We start from the raw sequence: 19,783 nt of genomic DNA, 5'->3' as shown, positions 1-19,783 counted from the left end.
TGGTTATAAAGCGTAGATTGCACCAAATTTGGTTTGTTTGCTCGCTTTTTGTACGAATTCTAGCTCCAGTTAAGCTGGTTTGTTCCACGTTTTTTAGCGTCCGCAAGCATCTTGCCAAGACGATCGAGCACATACTCTGGCGTATCGGACTCTTTGAAAGACGTCGATACAGCAGCTAAGGTAATCATGATATTTTGCTCACGGAACTTAAAGGGTAATTGGCTAATATCACGCTGGATATGCTTAATCAGATCCAGTGTGTATTCTTCAGATTGTTCCGGGACGAGTAGAATGAACTCCTCGCCACCAAAGCGAGCCACTGTTTCCGTTTCTGATACGCGCTTGTTAATAGTACGAGCGATGATCTTCAGCGCTTTATCGCCAGCCGTATAACCATAGCTATCATTCACCGCTTTGAAGTTGTCTACATCAAATAGCACAACACGAAGGTTTTGCTGAGAGCGAATCCAACGGCGATACTCTAGCTCTAGTCGATCGTTAAATGCAGTGCGGTTATAAACTTTAGTCAGCGGGTCGAGCAACATACGCTGAGCTTGGTCATCTAAGCGTCGACGATAATCTTGCGTAGTTTCAAATACCGCTTCGAGTTGGTTCTTACTGTAACTTAACCGCTCTTGCAGCGCTTGCTCTCGCTCTTCCGTCATTTTCAGTCGCTCTGTCAGCGACGCCATTTGTTCGAGAAGAGGCGTGATTTCTTTTTTCACAACCGCGATATCTTGAGCTTGATTAAGTGACTTTTGGCTTAATTCAACCAAGCTGTTCATTTCTGTGTTGAGCTCTTGGCGGTGTTCAAAGTAGGTATGATGCTGGTCGACGTTCTGATGAACGGTTTTTAGGTTACTTGCGAGAGAAGTGTTCAGCTGATCAAGGAATTGGCTAGACGCCTCGCGCTCGAACTTTGTTGCTTCGACAACCAATTTCAGCGTTGAAAGCGTAAGCTCAATGAGAGACTCGGCACTCACGCCAAGGAGCAACTTAGCACGAATATCCAGCAATCTATCGCCTGATTCTCCCTCGAAATCCAGCTCTGTAATAGTATGTTGGAGGTCGCTGGCTAAGCACTCAAGCTGAGATCTATCGGGATTGTTTTCAAATTCACTAAGATGTAGACGTGAATTAGACGTGATGATTTTCAGAGCGCGTTCGTAAATACTCAGTAGCTTAGTGGCTTGATCAGCTTTATTGCTGGCGTGAACTTCAGAGAAACTCATCAGGTTCCGTAGTTCACGTTTTAACTGCGCAGGTAAGCCCGTGACACGTTGCAGTGTTTCACCACTGTGCTTGATTTGTTCGTCAAGGTAACCGTTCTGTTTATCCATCGTCTTCGACTGCTGTTTGAGCATCCTCTCTAATACCGCTAAACGCGGGATAAGAGTGCTGATATCTTTTTGATGTTGCAGCTCTTGTTGGATTTCAAATAGGTAGTTGGATACCTGAGTGTTCGAACCCTGGCAAGCTGAAGACAATGATGCCACAACGCGTTTAAGAACTTGTTGTTCACGTTTGAATTTGAGTGAAGTATCACGATGAGTCAGTCTGAGTTGGTCAAGTTGACAACTCAGCTGATGCAGCTGCGACTGAATATCGGATTCCAAGATTCCCATGAAGTGACTACGGTTAAGTTCATGTACTACTGACAATTATCTGATAATAACAAAAAACTTTATAGCGTCATTAGTTATTACGTTCAACAGGCGTTTAATTATCCATTTTTTAATATTTTCTTGATGTCGTCCTCATTCTTGTAGGACGAATGGATCTTGATCAGGCCTTGGCTAATGGCATGTTGACAGGCAGTTCTTATGTTACCTGTTGCAAAGCTAGCAGCAGGCGCATTATCGATGGCTTTTAAGAACACCCAGTGGCTTTGCTTATCCTTCAAGCTGACTTCTCGTGCGATGTGAGTAGCAAGCAATAACAGATCGAGTAATTCCTCATCGTTAATTGCAGTGTAGGCTCGGGGTAAGAACGGATAATCGCTGATGCCCATACGAATAATACGATTGACGTTGTGCTGCTGAGCGAACTCATCCACCCAAGTCTGGAATTTTTCGAACATGACTTCGGCAGAAGCATCACGGTCAGCGTTCGGTTCAATGTAGAGTAAGTTCGCATCTGAGAAATGGTAAAGACGCGACGGTTTTTCTATTTTTTCCGCAAGGAAGTCGCCAAATGCACGTTCTAGTTCTAGACCTGCCTTATAGCCGTTATGGACGTACATGCTTCGTAAGAATGGCAAATCGATCATAACAAAGCGTAGGCGATCATTAAGTGGTTCGTGGATCAATTCACCCATTTGCCATTGCTCGAAAGTTTCGCTCGACTTTTTCAATGAGCGAGAAAGCTTAACATTCAGCATACGCAAGTTACGTAAACGAGAGCGAGAGTGGGTGAAGAGGTCGTTACGCAGTTTTTCGATTTCACTTGCTTGGCGCTGCATAATGACACCACGGCGCATAATGAACAAAAACATGACCAATACAGTAATAAACAATGCAAATGAGATTTTCTGGAATTTACGATGCTCTCTTTCCACTTGCTCTAAGCGTTCTGATTGACCGATGTAATGGATGGTTTGTTCGGCAAATTCTTTTTGCTGACGGAACGCATCCTCACTGATTTGGTTAAGCTGCTTTTGTTCTAGACGAACGAGGTTGGTGTATTTTTTATAAGCTTGCAGAGAAAGTTTGTATTCGCCTGCCTGCTCGTAACCCAACCCAAGTAAACGGTATGACTGCTGCTTAATGAAGTTGTTATTTTCAGGTGACTTTTCAGCGAGCGCTAACGCCAGCTTTGCATTAGTAATGACGTCTTTACTGTCATTTTGATGATAAGCCAGACCTGACTGAAGCAGGGCAGCCTTTGCTTCAAGCTTAGGAATATTGGTGTATTCTAAAAGCTCTTTAGAGCGGTCTAAGTACTGCTCTGCTAGCGCGTAGTTATAGAGTTGTAGGTAGGTAGCCGCCAAGCTTAAGCGAATTTTAATGATTCTATTGATGTTCTTACTGGTACTTTCATGGTCAAGCACGTTGAAGTAATGCACTAACGCAAGGTTAAACTTACCCTGATAAAAGTAGATGTCGCCCATTTGCTCTAGGACGTCCGCTAGGATCGGAGAGCTAGGGTAAGAGTCATAAAAATCTGCGGCTTGAGATAAGTATTCGATCGCTTTGTCGTACACTCGTCGCTCCTGGAAGAGCCTAGCCAAAAGGCGATTCACTTTTGCTAATCTTGCACCACTGTTACTTTCAATAGATTGCCAATAACCGTATAGCAGTTCTGACAAAGCCAAATTGTACTTCTTGCTATTGAGGTAAAACTCGCCGACGGCAGTGTAGTAGTCGATCAAGGCTAACTCAGAGCGGCTATCGTCAAGCATGGTCTTTGCTTCAGAGTACAAGTTTTCCGCTTTAATGATATCGCCACTATGTGAAGCGAGGAGTGCTCTTTGCATCACTAGTCGGTAGCGAACGCTGTCGGTGCGTTGTAATACGGCATCGGCTTCATCGAGCTGTTGTTCAATTTGGTTAAGCGTGTCTTCCGCTTTTGAGTAGTTTTCGTCGTACATCCAAATCATTTGGTTGCGCATCAGCTGGAGATCTAAGTCCATGTACGGCAATTGATATTCTTGCGCTAAGCGTTCCGCTTTATTTAGGTGCTCGATAGCCGAACGAACATTACCCATGGCGTAATCTGCCTGAGCGATAATCTTGTGCGCTTCGATGGTGCTGCTTGGTGTGCGAACGCTACGATCTGTTTCGTCGCGAGACATGGCTGAAGGGCTGTCACTTTCTTTGCGTTCTGTTAGCTCACGCTGTGACAAATAGTTGGTTGCCGCTTGTTTTGCTTGTGATGGCTCTATTTCCGCCAATTGTTGTGCTTCGTTGAGTAACGCGGACGATAAAATGGTTGCATGAAGTGGCTGTACAAACAGCAAGCAAAGAAAGCCAATCAATTTGAATAGACGCGAACTGTCCCAAAACATCCTTTCGTTCCCTCGAACTGTTTTTAGATATGGCGATAACGGCGAAAAGCCTCAATTAGCCGTTTAAATGCGGGTTGAAGCCATTTGATATAGTAACATGCTTGGACAATAAAAACGTCCGGCAACCCTTTAGATTGCCGAACTTATTTCTGTTGCCTATGCGCTTACTGACGAGCCATACGGTGATTGTGAGCTGGCTTATCTTGTTCCGTTGAGCGGTAAGGGTTGATATCCAAGCCTCCACGGCGCGTATAGCGGGCAAATACGGTCAGTTTGCTTGGTTGGCAGTATTTCATTAGATCCGTAAAAATACGCTCTACACACTGTTCGTGGAACTCATTGTGCTCGCGGAAAGACACTAAGTAACGTAACAGCTTCTCACGATCTATTTTTGCGCCTTGGTAGCGAATTTCTACACTGCCCCAGTCGGGTTGGTTAGTGATCAAACAGTTTGATTTCAATAGGTGGCTATGTAGCACCTCTTCAACTTGTATTTCACCTGCCGCACCTTCAAGCAAATCGGCATCGAAATCGTAACTGGTGATGTTAATGTCTTGGTCATCAATACATTCACCGTCCATTGTTACGATAGGTTGATTGGTATAGTGGGTCACTGGATTCACCTCAACCAGCACCTTTTCACCTGCGCATTCAGACAGGTCTTGTGTTAAACGCTCAGTCACTTCTTCCCAGCTTGCAAAGCGGGTTTGGTTATAGCTGTTTAAGTACAGTTTGAAAGACTTCGATTCAATCAAGTTTGCGCTGGTGGCTGGAATGTATACTTCGCCAACGGCCACTTGTGGTAAACCTTTACTATTTAACCAAGACAGTTCGTACAGCGTCCAAATGTCGTGCCCCATGAAAGGCAGAGTATCGCCTAACTGGAGGTCATCTCGGTTCAGGCTGCGAGGGACTGGTTGCAGCAAGCTTGGGTCATACTGGTTCGCATACTCGGTCGTTTTACCTAGTGTTAAGCCAGCAAGCTCTTTAGCGTCAGAATATTTGCTCATACTTTGTGGTCGTTTTCGATTAGAATGGCGAGAATTTTACTGAATCCGCTGGTCAATTGCCATCCGGCAAGTACGGCTATCTGATAAATAAGGAATGAGGAGACCTTCATGACCCAAAACGTTACTCAGGCGCTACAAGAGTTCAGCCTGCGCTACCAACAAGCTTGGCAAGCTAAGCACAATGAGTTGCCAAGCAGTGAAGAGCTTGCAGAGCTTGTTTCTCCTTGTGTCGAAGAGAAGCGTGATGGAAAGGTGCTTTGGAAAGCGGTCGCACGTGATGAAATGGCCGATTTCACCAATGTGGAAAATGCGATTGAGTTGTCACTGCAAGATGATGTTAAAGCCTTTTATGGTTCTCAATACTGCTCTGATATGGAGGCAACTTGGCAAGGTAATTCGTTGACGCTGCTGCAAGTGTGGAGCGATGACGATTTCGTGCGCCTACAAGAAAATATTCTTGGTCATTTGGTGACGCAGCGCCGCTTGAAACTTAAACCAACAGTATTTATCGCAGCGACAGATGAGGAAATGGATGTGATTTCTATTTGTAACCTCACTGGCAATGTGATTCTAGAGCGTTTGGGCACCTCTAAACGTGATGTATTGGCAGATTCATTGGTTGAGTTCTTGAATAAGTTAGAGGCTGCCGTCTAAGTATGTATGTTGTTGAGTTGCAGTTTGAGTGTTTTGATAACACCACCGTCAGCGCGGTAGACAAAGCCATTAATGGCTTGATGGATGCTCTGCGTTACAACGGCCAAGTATTGGGTCGTGAATTTCCGATAGTGATGGGAGAAGGTGAATTTTTCGTTCGTGTTGTTTGCCCAGAACAAGACAGCTTGCATCCACGTTATCACTCAGATTTCGTCAAAGTGTGCATGAACCGTTTGTCGGATGCGTCTTTGCTTGCTCCGAAAATGCGTATGCTGGGGCGTGATTTGAATTCAGAACAAGCAGCCGAAGAAGAGACACCTAGCTGGCAAGTGTTGTACACGACTTATGTTCATACGTGTTCGCCTTTGCGAAGTGGTGAAACCCTGTTGCCAATTCCTTTGTATCGTAATGAGCCAACACTTAATGGAGACCATAAAGCCGTCATTAAGTGGCAGACTGAGTGGCAAGCGTGTGATGAAATCCAAATGGCAGGGGGCTGCCGAGCGGAACATGCGGCGCTCCACGAAATTTGCGATGTGGATAGTGTGCTGTTTCGCCGAGGTTGGGACTTACGTGGCCGTATCGAATACATCACGAAGATCCCTACGTACTATTACCAGTATCGTGTCGGTGGTCAGTCGCTGGAGAGCGAGAAAGCGCGCAAGTGTCCAAAATGCGATGGCGAGTGGCTACTCGATGAGCCACTACATGACATATTTCATTTTAAGTGTGATGACTGCCGAATCGTGTCGAATATCTCTTGGGACCATCTTAAGTAGCGAATTGAAGCTACTTAAATGGGTAGATAGACAAATAGAAAGGGCTGATGTTTTCACATCAGCCCTTTTGTGTTTAGAACGTTTATGTTTAGAACGTTGTTTTCAGTCATGTTTTGAAAAGTGGGATTACCAACCTTTCACAACACCGCCTTTGAACAGTTCTTTTGCCGCTTCGTAAACTTCTTCCGTTTGGTAAGCTTTTACGAAGTTTTGTACGTTTTGCGCATTAACATTTTCTTCGCGAGCGACAATTAGGTTTACGTATGGTGAGTCTTTATCTTCAACGAACACGCCGTCACGCTCTGGCGATAGGTCGATAGAGCTTGCGTAAGTGGTGTTGATGATAGATAGCGTTACGTCATCCAATGAACGCGGAAGCTGTGGAGCTTCTAGTTCAATGATTTCGATATTTTTAGGGTTGCCTACGATGTCACGTACTGTAGCGAGTAGACCAACGCCATCACGTAGCGTAATCAAACCTTGTTGCTCAAGAAGCAGTAGTGAGCGACCTAGGTTAGTTGGGTCGTTTGGTACTGCGATGCGTGCGCCATCTTGAATTTCATCAATTGATTTTACTTGCTTTGAGTAACCAGCAATAGGGTAAACGAATGAGTTACCCGCGATAGCCAGTTTGTAGCCGCGGTCTTTCACTTGTTGGTCTAGGTATGGTTTGTGCTGGAACGCATTCGCGTCTACTGAACCATCATCCAGAGCGGCGTTTGGTGTTACGTAATCGGTAAATGTTACTAGCTCAACATCTAGGTTGTATTTCTCTTTTGCTACTTTAGCGGCAACTTCGGCTACTTGTGCTTCAGCACCAGCAATAACGCCAACTTTTACTTTGTTTACGTCTACTTCTTTGTCGCCGCAACCCGCTAGAGCAAGAGCAGAGGCGGCCGTTGCTACAGTCAAAAGACCTTTAAGGCTAAATTTCATCTTTATCTCCTTATAATTTGTATTTTTGATGCTTATCTGTGGTCTACACGGCGCACCACTGCGTCACCGATAGACTGAATAATCTGTACTAGAACAATCAACATCACGACAGTCACGGCCATGATAGTTACATCGTAGCGGTGGAAACCGTAACGAATGGCTACGTCACCTAGGCCGCCGCCGCCTACCGTACCCGCCATAGCTGAGTAGCTAACGAGAGTGACCAAGGTAATCGTTACTGAGTTAACAATAGTCGGCATTGCTTCAGGTAGTAGAACTTTTGTGATGATCTGTGTTGGAGTCGCCCCCATTGACTGCGCTGCTTCCACCAAGCCTGTCGGTACTTCTAATAAAGCACCTTCAATAAGACGAGCGACAAAAGGAATGGCGCCAATAGTCAGTGGGACGATTGCTGCGGTTGTACCGATAAAGGTTCCAACCAGCATTTTTGTCACTGGAATAATCGCAACCATCAGTACGAGGAATGGCACAGAACGACCAATGTTAACGATAGCGCCTAAGCCGCTATTTAGTTTGGTGTTTTCAAGTAGGCCGCCTTTCTTAGTAATATGGAGGATTACGCCTAATGGAATACCCACAGCAAAGCCGACTAATCCGGCAACCGCAACCATGTAAAGCGTTTCCCACGTTGCACCTAAAAGTAGTTTGCTGTTTAAACTCAGCCATTCAGAAATCGTATTAAAGGACATAACCAAGTACCTCTACTTTTACGTTGTGCTTACGCAGGTATTCAAGAGCTGCGTTGTCATCTTCTTCGTTACCAAATAGCTCTGCGACCATCATGCCGAATTTCACGCCACCAGCGTAATCAAGGTCGGAACTCAAAATACTCACATCAATATTGTATTTACGAGAAATTTGCGACATTAACGGTGCATCAACGGTTGCGCCAGTAAACTCTAAGCGAACCAACGGGTAGCTGCCATCAACACGCTCTGCTTGCAGACGTGCTTGGTAATCTTCAGGAATGGAAAGATCCAGCGTTGAGCGAATGAATTGGTGCGCTAGCTCTGTCTTAGGGTGCGCAAAAATATCGCCAACGGTGCCTTTTTCCACCAGCTCACCACCACCGATGATTGCTACTTCGTGACAGATGCTTTTTACGACTTCCATTTCGTGAGTGATAAGTAAAATCGTGATGTTGAGTTTGCGGTTGATCTCTTTCAATAACTCAAGGATAGATTGAGTTGTTGCTGGATCTAGTGCGCTAGTGGCCTCATCACAAAGTAGCACGCTAGGATCGGATGCCAATGCACGAGCAATTGCCACACGCTGTTTTTGTCCGCCACTTAAGTTAGATGGGTAGCTCTCGTGTTTGTCGGCTAAGCCTACAAGCTTTAGCAACTCAGTTACTTTTGTTGTGATTTGCGATTTGTCTTTACCTGCCAGTTCTAGGGGTAATGCCACATTATCAAACACAGTACGAGACGAAAGCAGGTTAAAGTGCTGGAAGATCATGCCAATGTTACGGCGTGTTTCGACTAGTTGTTTTTTACTGAGTTTGGTTAGATCCACACCATCAACGATGATGGAACCAGAGGTCGGTGCTTCTAGCATGTTGACACAGCGGATCAGCGTACTTTTACCAGCACCTGATGAACCGATAACACCAAAGATAGTGCCTTTGTCGATGTGTAGGTTAATGTCTTTCAGGGCAAGGATTTCCTTACTGCCTTGGTAGAACACTTTATTGACGTTTTTTATTTCTATCATGTTTCAACCTGCCCAAAGATACGGGGAACTTCGCTGTCAAAAACGGCCTTTGACAGAACTTAATGTTGAGCTTTATCTCAATTTTCAGTTGATGCTATGGGTTAAGCAGAATGAAGTCAATAGATATTTTTACGTCTAGACGTCTAAATGTATGGATGTTCTGTTTTGAAGCGAAGATGTATAGATAACAAGCAGGAGGTAGACGGCGGGGCACCCTCAGATTTACCGATTCTTGCCCAACAAATCAACCGTTTTGTCGAGGCCTAGAATGAATTAGATAGTGTTGAAGTTTATAAGGTATGTAATAATCTGATTAAACCGAGTTAATAGAGAAATACGTTTTGGCAAAACCTGCTGTTTTTATCGATCGTGATGGCGTGATAAACGTTGACCACGGCTACGTTCATGACGAACATGATTTTGAGTACATTGATGGTGTATTTGAAGCGACGAAAGCGCTAAAAGATAAAGGCTACCTTCTAGTGTTAGTGACGAATCAATCGGGCATCGCACGCGGTAAATTCAGTGAAGACCGTTTCTTGTCTCTGACTCAATGGATGGATTGGAACTTTGCTGATAATGGTGTTGAGTTCGATGGTATCTATTACTGTCCACATCATCCAGAACATGGCATTGGCGAGTACAAGCAAGATTGTGCGTGCCGTAAGCCAAAACCAGGCATGTTCATTTCTGCGCGTGACTTCTTGAAGATCGACATGGAGAAATCTGTGATGATCGGCGATAAAGCTGAAGACATGATGGCAGCAGAAGCGGCAGGCGTTGGCACTAAGATTTTGGTTCGCACTGGTAAGCCAGTAACGGAACAGGGCGAAGCCATTGCAACGGTAGTATTAGATAGCATTGCAGATGTGCCTGCGTACTTAAACAAGTAATCTTCATTACTGACTGAGATAAGGGAAGCCACTGCTTCCCTTTTGTTTGATTCCTTCTTTTAGTCTGAACACTTATGAGCAAAAAACTCACCATTCTTGATATCGCAAAATTGGCAGGCGTGGGCAAATCGACAGTAAGCCGTGTGCTTACTAACGATCCAAAAGTGAAACCCCAAACGCGAGAGAAGGTTGAGCAAATTATTCGTGAATCTGGTTATGTGCCGTCCAAATCTGCGCAATCAATGCGTGGCGGCAGCCAAAAAGTTATTGGGGTTATCATCTCCCGTTTAGATTCACCATCAGAAAATCGCGCCGTTGGTACCATGCTCAATGCTTTGTATTCCGCTGGTTATGATGCGGTGATCATGGAAAGCCAATTCGATCGCGATAAAACCAATGAGCATTTGGATGTGCTTAAACGTCGCAACGTCGATGGGGTGATCGTGTTTGGTTTTACTGGATGTGATGAGCGAGCATTGGCGGAGTGGGGTAATCGTATCGTCGTGATCGCGATGGACACGCAAATGGTTTCTTCGATCAACTACGATAACCAAGGTGTGATAGACATGGCTTTGTCTCACCTTGAGCAGCAATCTTTATCTCGCATTGCTTATATTGGTGTTGATCCTGAAGACAAAACCACTGGCTTAGCTCGTCTAAATGCTTATAAAGCTTGGTGTCAACGCAAGCAAATTGCACCTTGTTTCCAAACGGGTAAGTTGAGCCATGAAAGTGCTTATCAGTTGGTAGACAAAGTCCTTCAATCTGATACTCAGGCCATCGTGTGCGCCAGTGACACTATCGCGTTGGGCGTGATTAAGCGTCTTCAAGAGTTAGGACGTGAAGACGTGGTTGTGACAGGTGTTGGTGGTAATGAATTGCTCTCTTTCCTTTTCCCTAAAGTATTTAGTGTCGACCCAGGTTATACCCTTGCAGGTGAGAAGTCCGCTAACATGCTGATCAATCAATTAAATGGCGATGAGGAAGTGGTTCACTTTACTCAACAGCCTATCGTTTGTTAATCCACACTAAAACGATCTGCTCTAAAATTATACTGTGATCATTCTCAATTAATGGGACTGTTCCCATTTTGTTTTTTGTCTTCGAATGGCAATATTAAAATTAAGAAATGGGAATGTTCCCATTTATAAAAACAAAATGATGAATCGAATGTATCCAATACAGGGTGGACAAAGTTATGAGTAAGATTGCGCGTAAAGACGTGGAGCGTCTTATTGAGCTGGTCGGGGGGCCGGACAATATTGCCAGTGTAAGTCACTGTTTAACTCGCTTGCGTTTTGTTCTAAATGATACGGACAAAGCAGATACGAAACAGTTAGAAACATTACCGATGGTGAAGGGCTGTTTTACCAACGCAGGCCAGTTCCAAGTGGTTATCGGTACTGAAGTGGATGAAGTTTACAAGGTGCTGATCGGACTGACGGGTAAAAGTGAAGCCAGCAAAGACGAAGCGAAGAACGCTGCTCGTCAAAACATGAATATCGTTGAGCGTGGTATTTCCCACCTTGCAGAAATCTTTGTACCACTGCTACCAGCGATCATCACCGGTGGTCTGATCCTTGGTTTCCGTAACGTGATTGGCGACATCAAGATGTTTGATGGTCAAACGCTAACGGAAATCAGCCAGTTTTGGGCAACGGTACACTCTTTCTTATGGCTGATTGGTGAGGCGATCTTCTTCTTCCTACCAGTTGGCGTGTGTTGGTCGACAGTGAAAAAGCTCGGCGGTACTCCGATTCTGGGTATCACGCTTGGTGTGACATTGGTTTCTCCGCAGTTGATGAACGCCTACCTGATTGGTAAGCAAGTACCCGAAGTGTGGGACTTTGGCTTATTCGCCATCGAGAAAGTGGGCTACCAAGCGCAAGTAATTCCAGCAATGCTTGCTGGTATGGCTCTGGCGTTTATTGAAACCAACTTAAAACGCATCATTCCGTCTTACCTTTACCTAGTGGTCGTGCCGTTTGTCTCAATCATTGTGTCTGTGATTCTTGCGCACTCTATCATTGGTCCATTCGGTCGTATGTTGGGTGACGGCGTTGCTTTCGCAGCAAAAGCAGCCATGACGGGTGACTTCGCAATGATTGGCTCAACCATCTTCGGCTTCCTATACGCGCCATTGGTCATAACTGGTATTCACCACACCACCAACGCGGTAGACCTTCAACTGATGCAAGAGCTAGGCGGTACGCCAATTTGGCCTCTGATTGCACTTTCAAACATTGCTCAAGCGTCTGCGGTCGTCGGCATCATTATCATCAGTAAAAAACACGGCGAGCGTGATATCTCAGTGCCTGCGGCTATCTCTGCTTACCTTGGCGTGACTGAACCGGCGATGTACGGCATCAACTTGAAATACAAGTTCCCAATGCTGAGCGCGATGATCGGTAGTGCGTGTGCTGCTGCTATTTGCGGTAGTGCGGGCGTAATGGCGAACGGTATCGGTGTGGGCGGTTTGCCGGGCATCTTGTCTATCCAACCGCAGTTCTGGGGCATTTTTGCTTTGGCTATGTTAGTCGCAATGCTGGTACCTGCTGCATTAACGTTAATTCTTTATAAGCGTGCACAAGCCAAAGGTGAGCTTGAGCCTGCAAACGCGTAATTCTATTTGAGGCAGTGACTTGGCTGCCTCCTCCTATTTTTCTTTTCAAATTTTAAGTTTCCGATTACTGGTAAGTGAGTGTTAGAAATGGCTATGACCAAGCATGATGAGAGCTGGTGGAAAACCGCAACCATCTATCAAATTTACCCAAAAAGCTTTTGTGACAGTGGCAGTAAAGGCACGGGCGACATCAAAGGGATCATTTCTAAGCTGGATTATCTTAAGCATCTTGGTGTGGATGCGATTTGGCTGACGCCGGTTTACCAATCGCCAATGATCGACAACGGTTATGACATCTCCGATTACTACTCGATCAATCCACAGTTCGGCACTATGGAAGATTTCGATACTTTGCTAGCAGAAGCGCATCAGTTGGGCATTCGTATCATCATGGACATTGTAGTGAACCACACGTCGACAGAACACAAGTGGTTCCAATCCGCACTGGGTGATAAAAACAGCCCATACCGTGATTACTACATCTGGAAAGATCCGGTAGATGGTGCTGAACCAAACAACTGGCAATCAAAGTTTGGTGGCAACGCTTGGGCGCTGGATGAAAAAACAGGCCAGTACTATTTGCACCTTTTTGCTAAAGAGCAAGCGGACTTAAACTGGGAAAACCCAGTAGTGCGTGAAGAAGTGAAAGAAGTCATCAGCTTCTGGGCAGAAAAAGGAGTGGATGGTTTCCGTCTCGACGTTATCAACCTGATTTCCAAGCAGCAAGATTTTCCAAGTGATGATATTGGTGATGGTCGCCGCTTCTACACCGACGGCCCACGTGTGCACGAATACCTTCAAGAGATTAGCGAATCTGTGTTTCAAAAATACGGCAGCGTGACGGTGGGTGAAATGTCTTCCACTACGCTAGAGCACTGCCAGCAATATTCTTCGCTAGACGGCAAAGAGCTATCCATGGTGTTCAACTTCCATCATCTGAAAGTCGATTATCCAAATGGTGAAAAATGGACCAAAGCGCCGTTTGATTTCATTCAGTTAAAACAGATCTTCAATCATTGGCAAACGGGCTTAAATGGCAAAGGGTGGGGGGCGCTGTTCTGGTGTAACCACGACCAGCCACGCGTTGTGAGCCGATTAGGTAACGACGAGCAATACCGTGTTGAATCTGCCAAGATGCTTGCGGCATCAGTGCACATGATGCAAGGCACACCTTATGTTTACCAGGGGGAAGAGATCGGCATGACCAACCCGGATTATACCGAAATCAGCCAATATCGTGATGTTGAAAGTACTAACATGTACGACATCATGGTCAACCGTGATGGTGTATCTCATGACGACATGATGGCGATCTTGGCGCAAAAGTCGCGTGATAATTCACGTACACCAATGCAATGGAACAGTGCAAAACACGCGGGCTTTACTGAGGGCAAGCCTTGGCTTGAAGTGGCGCAGAATTACTCTGAAATCAATGCTGAAGCTGCGGTTGCCGATTTAAACTCGGTGTTCTACTTTTACAAGCGTCTGATTGAACTGCGTAAACAGGTTCCAGTGATCACCGATGGTCGTTACGAGGACCTGCTGCCAGAGCACAAACGTATTTTCGCTTACGCTCGTCAGAACGATAAGCAAACGCTGCTGTGTATCAATAACTACTACGCTGAAGAGGTGGAATGCGTTCTGCCAAAACGTTTTGATATGAGTAAGGCGAAAAACTTGCTATCTAACTATCAAAACTCAGCGATCGCAGTCGCGTCAAACCATCAAGTGTTACGACCTTACGAAACTCGTATTTTATTGATAGAAGAATAAACTCGGGTGTCATCACCCCTAAGATTGATGTTCGAGATGAAGGCTTTGGTGTGCTCCCCAAAGCCTTCTTTTATTGAGATATCTATAAAAAATGCGAGCTTATTTTGTTTCAATCGCTGTTAGCTGCACTTTCTCTTCGTTGATTTGTACTTGTTGTACTTTCAGCAGTTCAATTTGTTCTATCAGACCTAAGCTTGGATTAAACCAACGTTCTGCCGAAGTGGCGAACTCCATTGAGTCCATATCATCACAGTTTAGGTTGTAGATGTTCTCTTCCATCAGGTATGCCGCTTCAATTTTCTTGCCTGAGATCGAGAACGCTTTACGCACGCCAGTTTCTCGGATTTGCTGTTGCCAAACCACTTGGCAAGATGCTGTCATAGGAAGGCTTTGTACCCACTCATGCTCTTCAAAACGGTCTAGAAGGTTGTGAACTGCGTAGCCTGTAAGAGTGGTTTGCAGAGACATAGTTTCTTCACCGATGTCAATATTCGGGCTTTTCTCTTTTACGTCGTCACCGTTTAGGCGGAAAATCGGACCGCTGTGCATAAGCATGGCAATAAACTGATGACCAATGAAATAAGCGTCAGTGATTTCATGGAGTGCACCATCTGATCCTGCAAAGTAAAGCGTATTGCTCTCTTCGTCGTCGTTGTACTGCTCGTCTGAATAGTAGAACTGTTCGGCGCCGTAGTTCACCAAGTCATTAACCAATTGGACCATTGCCTCGCTGTTTGGGATTTGTGCCAATGCTGCCAATATTTGCTCGCTATCCATCGCTTGGAAGCTCAGTTTCATGTCGCCCTCTGGTTGGCCATCCAAGCTAAACGAATAGCTCAATTGTGTGTTTGGTACAGGAGCGAAGATTGAGTTGTGAATCGAGACGTCGAAACTTTCTTGAGGCACTTTGTTTGGATTCGCACTGCCAGAAGACGAACCTCCTCCACAGCCGTAAAGAGCCAGAGTTGCTGCTGCGATAAGCGTCATTTTGTTTAGCATGGTTTACATTCCTGATTGATAAGGCCGCTTCATGTTGGGCCGTTGCTTGAATGCGAGCATGCTAAGTTCAGTGAGAGAAAAAGGGCAAAAAACAAAAGATAACAGGGGTTAATGAAAGCTTAATTTTATATTTAGGTCTTTGTTTTATTTGGGGTTATTTCGTTGGCTACGTTAGTGCAATACTCGTTAATGAGCGCTTTCCATCGGCTTATGATTTCTTGATCGGTCACACTAACATGCAACGTTTTCCACGGTTGGAGGCAAGTCTCTTTTGATTCAGATTGAGAAAGACGCTCAAACAAGGTTTCGGAAGGTAAAACGCGCAGCAGCGCCACCAGTGATTCCATGTAGTTGAGACGGAACTGTTCAAGTTTGTTCTGCTTATAAGCAATGTGAGACACAAAGGTATAAATCAGTGCGTTTTGGATACGTGAGTCGCCATCTGGTGTCGTTAACAGAGCTTTTGCCCTGTCTAAGTTACCTAATTTGAAATGCAATAGACCTAACCAGAGGCTCAGCTCATCTGGCAAAACATCAAACGACGATTGTACTTGAGTTAAATACGCTTCCAGCTTTTGATGTTCGTGCTCGTATAAGGCGAGATGTCTTGCCGTTGTTATAGCCGCAAACTCATCAGATTGTCGGAGAGGTTGGCTAGAAAAGGCATTCTCGAATAACATTTTTTTGTGAATATCCGAAAGCTGCCACGTACTTGCCGAAGGTGCAGGCAGATTGAAGTATTGCGCGACATCCGAGTGCATTTGGAAAATATCCGATTGTAAGTCAGATAAACGCAGTGTGTACTCATTGCGAAACGCTAGCTTGCCCGTCGCAGGATAAATAAGGTTCATCTGCGCTTTCAAGATGCCCTGTTTTGTGCCGTCTTTTAACTCGATATTGAGCTCGTAGTCGCTGGTCTGCATGTTTCGTGCGCCAGGGAAATATGGCGTATGACCGATAGGATCAAGAAAGTAACTGGGAGCATCTTGGTTGGCGATGTCGGTGTATGGATATTCGACCTGTTGTTGCAGCAAGATGGCTTTGACCAGTATGCGGTACTTTCGCGCCTGAGAGCCGATTGAATCGACACGTTTGAGTAGTAGCTCGACTTTGGGAATCAGTAGTTGATGACGTGTTTGTTGTGTTGAGATTTCTTGGCGTTGCCATAACAAGCTTGCGAGCGTCACGCTACAAACTGCAAGTATGGCACACAAGCTATAAGCAAAAATTAGCTTGAAGTTCTTACGGTTCGCAACTTGAGCTGTAATAGCACGTCGATGGTTTTTCTCTGGTGGCACTAAACGGATATTCGCTGGGTTTAGAAAGTAACCTTTGCGAGGATAAGTGACCAAGAGCTTAGTCGCATCGTACTCGGGGAGATGCTGTTGTAGCAGCGCACGTAAGGTGCTAATGCGGTTAGTGAGTACATTCTTAGAGATGAATTTGCTCTGCCAAATGGTTTCGATAATGGTATCGGCAGAGAGCGGATGTCCCACGCTTGTTAGCAGCAGTTCTAATAATTCAATGGTGCGAGGTTCAAGATCAATCGCGATAGCATCTTGATGAAGGGTCTGTGTCTTCGGGTTATAGATCAGCTCTCCAATCGCAATACAACTGTGAGTCTGTTTAGCTTGTTGCAGAAAGTCGCGCATACCGTACCGATCTATTTGGAAATCGCGAAGTATTATATAGCGATTGGAGCGCGAAATCTTATAAATCGCGCTTCAATCATTATCAAAAATTTATGAACCGTAGGTCACGGAATAGCGGTGCGGTTTGTGGTTCATCGCTAACACGAGATTGAGTGCAAACGCCCCCAAAATTGAAAGGCCAATCACTTCTGGTGTGACAAAGAAGAATGAAGCAAACAGGATACATGCATCGATTGCCATTTGGCTTTTGCCAACTGAAATGCCAAATTTGTCTTGGATAAACAAACACAGCACGTTAAAGCCACCCAAGCTGGAGCGATGTCGGAATAGGATCAGCATACCGAGCCCCATTAAAAGCCCGCCTGCGACGGCGCAATAAACTTCATTTACCGATTCGAGCGAGATTAGCAAATAAAGATGATCGGCAAAGATAGAAACCAACGCGCCAGAAATGGCACTATTAATGGCGAAATGACGGCCGAAGCGTTTCCATGCTAGTAAGTAAAAAGGACTGTTTGCTAAAAAGTACAGCACACCAAAGGTAAAAGGTGTAAATTGGCTAATAAGCAGAGCCAATCCAGTCGTGCCTCCCGTTAGAAGGTTAGCGGATTGGAGAAAGAAAACGCCTTGAGCTACTAAAAAGGTACCCGTGAGAATCGCTATCCAGTCTTCTTTTAATGAGTGTTTTTCCATCAATGTTGCAGTCATTAGTGATAAATAAGGCGTGCATAGTAGTAAAAAGATGATCTTTTCGGTAGCTAGAGGGTAAAATTTACGGTAAACCTATGTAATTGCTGTTTTACAGGGTGTAAAGCACAAATTTGACAGGCAATAGATTGTCGTTATGCGATTGCAATGTTGGCATGGTAAACATTGCTTGTCATCATGAAAAAACTGCATGAGAAAAATTGTAAATTTCTCTTTATGACCTAAATCAAATTATGTAGAATGCGCGCCATTAGGGTGACGAAAACGTTTGCGTCGGGTCATTCAACAGTTTTTTTGCAACTTTCAGTACTAATCTGAGTCAGGAGATACAGATGCTTAAGCGTGATATGAACATCGCAGATTACGATGCGGAACTGTTCGCAGCTATCCAGGAAGAAACTCTTCGCCAGGAAGAACACATTGAACTTATCGCTTCTGAAAACTACACAAGCCCACGTGTAATGGAAGCGCAAGGTTCTCAGCTAACGAACAAATACGCTGAAGGCTACCCAGGTAAGCGTTACTACGGCGGTTGTGAGTACGTAGATAAAGCTGAAGCACTAGCAATTGAGCGTGCATGCCAACTATTTGGCTGTGAGTACGCTAACGTACAGCCTCACTCAGGTTCTCAAGCAAACAGCGCAGTTTACATGGCGCTTCTTAACCCTGGCGATACAGTTTTAGGCATGAGCCTAGCACACGGTGGTCACCTAACTCACGGTTCACCAGTAAACTTCTCGGGTAAGCACTACAACGTTATCCCTTACGGTATCGATGAAGCTGGTCAAATCAACTACGACGAGATGGAACAGCTAGCACTTGAACACAAACCTAAGATGATCATCGGTGGTTTCTCTGCTTACTCGCAAATCGTTGATTGGAAACGCATGCGTGAAATCGCTGACAAAGCAGGTGCTTACTTATTTGTTGATATGGCGCACGTAGCTGGTCTTATCGCCGCCGGTGAATACCCAACACCAGTACCGCATGCTCACGTGGTAACAACAACGACGCACAAAACACTAGCAGGTCCTCGCGGTGGTCTTATCTTGTCAAATGCTGGCGAAGATATGTACAAGAAATTGAACTCAGCAGTGTTCCCTGGTGGTCAAGGTGGCCCTCTAATGCACGTTATCGCTGGTAAAGCAGTAGCGTTCAAAGAAGCGATGGAGCCAGAGTTCAAAGCTTATCAAGCTCGCGTAGTGAAAAACGCAAAAGCAATGGTTGGTCAGTTCCAAGAGCGTGGCTACAAAATCGTATCTAACGGTACAGAAAACCACTTGTTCCTTGTTGACCTAATCGACAAAGATATCACTGGTAAAGACGCAGACGCGGCACTAGGTGCAGCAAACATCACTGTAAACAAGAACTCAGTACCAAATGACCCACGCAGCCCATTCGTAACGTCTGGTATCCGTGTAGGTACGCCAGCGATCACTCGCCGTGGCTTCACTGAAGAAGATGCAAAAGAGCTAGCAAACTGGATGTGTGACGTTCTAGATAACATCGGCAACGAAGAAGTTATCGAAGCGACTAAACAGAAAGTGCTCGAAATTTGTAAGCGTCTACCGGTTTACGCCTAACTATTCTTCATAGAATGAGTCAATTTCGGTGTCGAACATACTCACTTGCTCGCGCAAACTCCGTGTGTTCTCCTAGAACTCGACTCATCTATTTTGAACATTGATATACTAAAGGTCCTCAATTGAGGGCCTTTTTGTTTGTCTGGCGTTTGGAATGAGATATAGCGAAGAGTGTGTGATAAGGAGATGGCTACCAACACTGTCCCTTTCAATATATCCAAACCGCGTCATTCCGACGAGCCTAGGCGAGAGCAGGAATCTTGTTGAGGCACACTCTTTTACTCAGCGTTTCCCAAAAAATCATCAGTACGTTGGAAACTGATTCTCAATCACGCTCGTTCCTCGCTGTTCAGAATGACGGTGGTAGAATGGCTTTTTATCATCATTTGACAGATACAAAAAAGGTTGGCACTGAGCCAACCTTTTCTCTTCA

16 protein-coding genes are annotated in these 19,783 nt (G+C 45.1%); 7 read left to right on the top strand and 9 right to left on the bottom strand.

Annotated elements, in window-relative coordinates:
- Window positions 1-59: 59 nt before the first annotated feature.
- From R7Q38_RS18070 to queF, 3 genes are all read right to left on the bottom strand, one after another.
- Window positions 60-1,625, bottom strand: coding sequence for a sensor domain-containing diguanylate cyclase (locus tag R7Q38_RS18070; RefSeq protein ID WP_213901726.1), 1,566 nt, complete (start codon window positions 1,623-1,625; stop codon window positions 60-62).
- A 98-nt stretch (window positions 1,626-1,723) separates the two neighbouring features.
- Complete coding sequence (locus R7Q38_RS18065) at window positions 1,724-4,006, bottom strand: tetratricopeptide repeat protein (protein WP_017635678.1); 2,283 nt, start codon at window positions 4,004-4,006, stop codon at window positions 1,724-1,726.
- 164 nt (window positions 4,007-4,170) lie between these two features.
- Window positions 4,171-5,016 (bottom strand): NADPH-dependent 7-cyano-7-deazaguanine reductase QueF, encoded by an 846-nt coding sequence (gene queF, locus R7Q38_RS18060; RefSeq protein WP_239932061.1) that lies wholly within the window; start codon window positions 5,014-5,016, stop codon window positions 4,171-4,173.
- 108 nt (window positions 5,017-5,124) lie between these two features.
- Here queF and syd point away from each other — a divergent pair, with 108 nt between their 5' ends.
- Both syd and R7Q38_RS18050 read left to right on the top strand, forming a co-directional pair.
- Entirely contained in the window at window positions 5,125-5,670 is a 546-nt protein-coding gene (syd, locus tag R7Q38_RS18055) for a SecY-interacting protein (RefSeq protein WP_239932062.1), read from the top strand.
- Between the two features lie 2 nt (window positions 5,671-5,672).
- The gene (locus R7Q38_RS18050; RefSeq protein WP_005383605.1) at window positions 5,673-6,449 is read left to right on the top strand and encodes a Zn-ribbon-containing protein; all 777 of its coding nucleotides are present in this window, start codon (window positions 5,673-5,675) and stop codon (window positions 6,447-6,449) included.
- Window positions 6,450-6,575: 126 nt separating this feature from the next.
- Here the strand turns inward: R7Q38_RS18050 and R7Q38_RS18045 are convergent, their stop codons facing one another.
- From R7Q38_RS18045 to metN, 3 genes are read right to left on the bottom strand one after another with little or no spacing between them, the layout of a single operon-like run.
- On the bottom strand, window positions 6,576-7,385 hold the full coding sequence (locus R7Q38_RS18045; protein ID WP_005381966.1) for a MetQ/NlpA family lipoprotein: 810 nt from the start codon (window positions 7,383-7,385) through the stop codon (window positions 6,576-6,578).
- Window positions 7,386-7,417: 32 nt separating this feature from the next.
- A complete protein-coding gene (locus R7Q38_RS18040; RefSeq protein ID WP_005383604.1) occupies window positions 7,418-8,095 on the bottom strand; it encodes a methionine ABC transporter permease in 678 nt (225 codons plus the stop codon).
- On the bottom strand, window positions 8,085-9,119 hold the full coding sequence (metN, locus tag R7Q38_RS18035; RefSeq protein WP_005381962.1) for a methionine ABC transporter ATP-binding protein MetN: 1,035 nt from the start codon (window positions 9,117-9,119) through the stop codon (window positions 8,085-8,087). The genes R7Q38_RS18040 and metN overlap by 11 nt, the downstream gene beginning before the upstream one ends.
- A 341-nt stretch (window positions 9,120-9,460) precedes the next feature.
- On the opposite strand from metN, the gene gmhB reads away from it, so the two are divergent.
- From gmhB to treC, 4 genes are all read left to right on the top strand, one after another.
- Window positions 9,461-10,012 carry a D-glycero-beta-D-manno-heptose 1,7-bisphosphate 7-phosphatase gene (gene gmhB, locus R7Q38_RS18030; protein WP_005383603.1) on the top strand — a complete coding sequence of 184 codons (552 nt, stop codon included), beginning with the start codon at window positions 9,461-9,463 and terminating at the stop codon, window positions 10,010-10,012.
- Between the two features lie 74 nt (window positions 10,013-10,086).
- Complete coding sequence (gene treR, locus R7Q38_RS18025) at window positions 10,087-11,034, top strand: trehalose operon repressor TreR (RefSeq protein ID WP_005381960.1); 948 nt, start codon at window positions 10,087-10,089, stop codon at window positions 11,032-11,034.
- 176 nt (window positions 11,035-11,210) lie between these two features.
- Window positions 11,211-12,635, top strand: coding sequence for a PTS trehalose transporter subunit IIBC (treB, locus tag R7Q38_RS18020; protein WP_005383602.1), 1,425 nt, complete (start codon window positions 11,211-11,213; stop codon window positions 12,633-12,635).
- A gap of 87 nt (window positions 12,636-12,722) precedes the next feature.
- Window positions 12,723-14,408, top strand: a complete 1,686-nt coding sequence (treC, locus tag R7Q38_RS18015; protein ID WP_318114310.1) for an alpha,alpha-phosphotrehalase — start codon at window positions 12,723-12,725, stop codon at window positions 14,406-14,408.
- Window positions 14,409-14,507: 99 nt separating this feature from the next.
- Here treC and R7Q38_RS18010 read toward each other — a convergent pair whose 3' ends face one another.
- From R7Q38_RS18010 to R7Q38_RS18000, 3 genes are all read right to left on the bottom strand, one after another.
- A complete protein-coding gene (locus R7Q38_RS18010; protein WP_239938733.1) occupies window positions 14,508-15,407 on the bottom strand; it encodes a hypothetical protein in 900 nt (299 codons plus the stop codon).
- A gap of 131 nt (window positions 15,408-15,538) precedes the next feature.
- Window positions 15,539-17,059: a transcriptional regulator gene (locus R7Q38_RS18005; RefSeq protein ID WP_239938731.1), complete on the bottom strand. Its 1,521-nt coding sequence runs from the start codon at window positions 17,057-17,059 to the stop codon at window positions 15,539-15,541.
- 90 nt (window positions 17,060-17,149) lie between these two features.
- Window positions 17,150-17,752 (bottom strand): YitT family protein, encoded by a 603-nt coding sequence (locus tag R7Q38_RS18000; RefSeq protein ID WP_017635671.1) that lies wholly within the window; start codon window positions 17,750-17,752, stop codon window positions 17,150-17,152.
- 347 nt (window positions 17,753-18,099) lie between these two features.
- On the opposite strand from R7Q38_RS18000, the gene glyA reads away from it, so the two are divergent.
- On the top strand, window positions 18,100-19,350 hold the full coding sequence (glyA, locus tag R7Q38_RS17995) for a serine hydroxymethyltransferase (protein WP_005381985.1): 1,251 nt from the start codon (window positions 18,100-18,102) through the stop codon (window positions 19,348-19,350).
- Window positions 19,351-19,783: the final 433 nt, after the last annotated feature.

The sequence above is a fragment of the Vibrio sp. Vb0598 genome (assembly GCF_033338935.1).
Lineage (GTDB): Bacteria > Pseudomonadota > Gammaproteobacteria > Enterobacterales > Vibrionaceae > Vibrio > Vibrio alginolyticus.
This window is presented reverse-complemented; position numbering and strand designations above follow the sequence as displayed.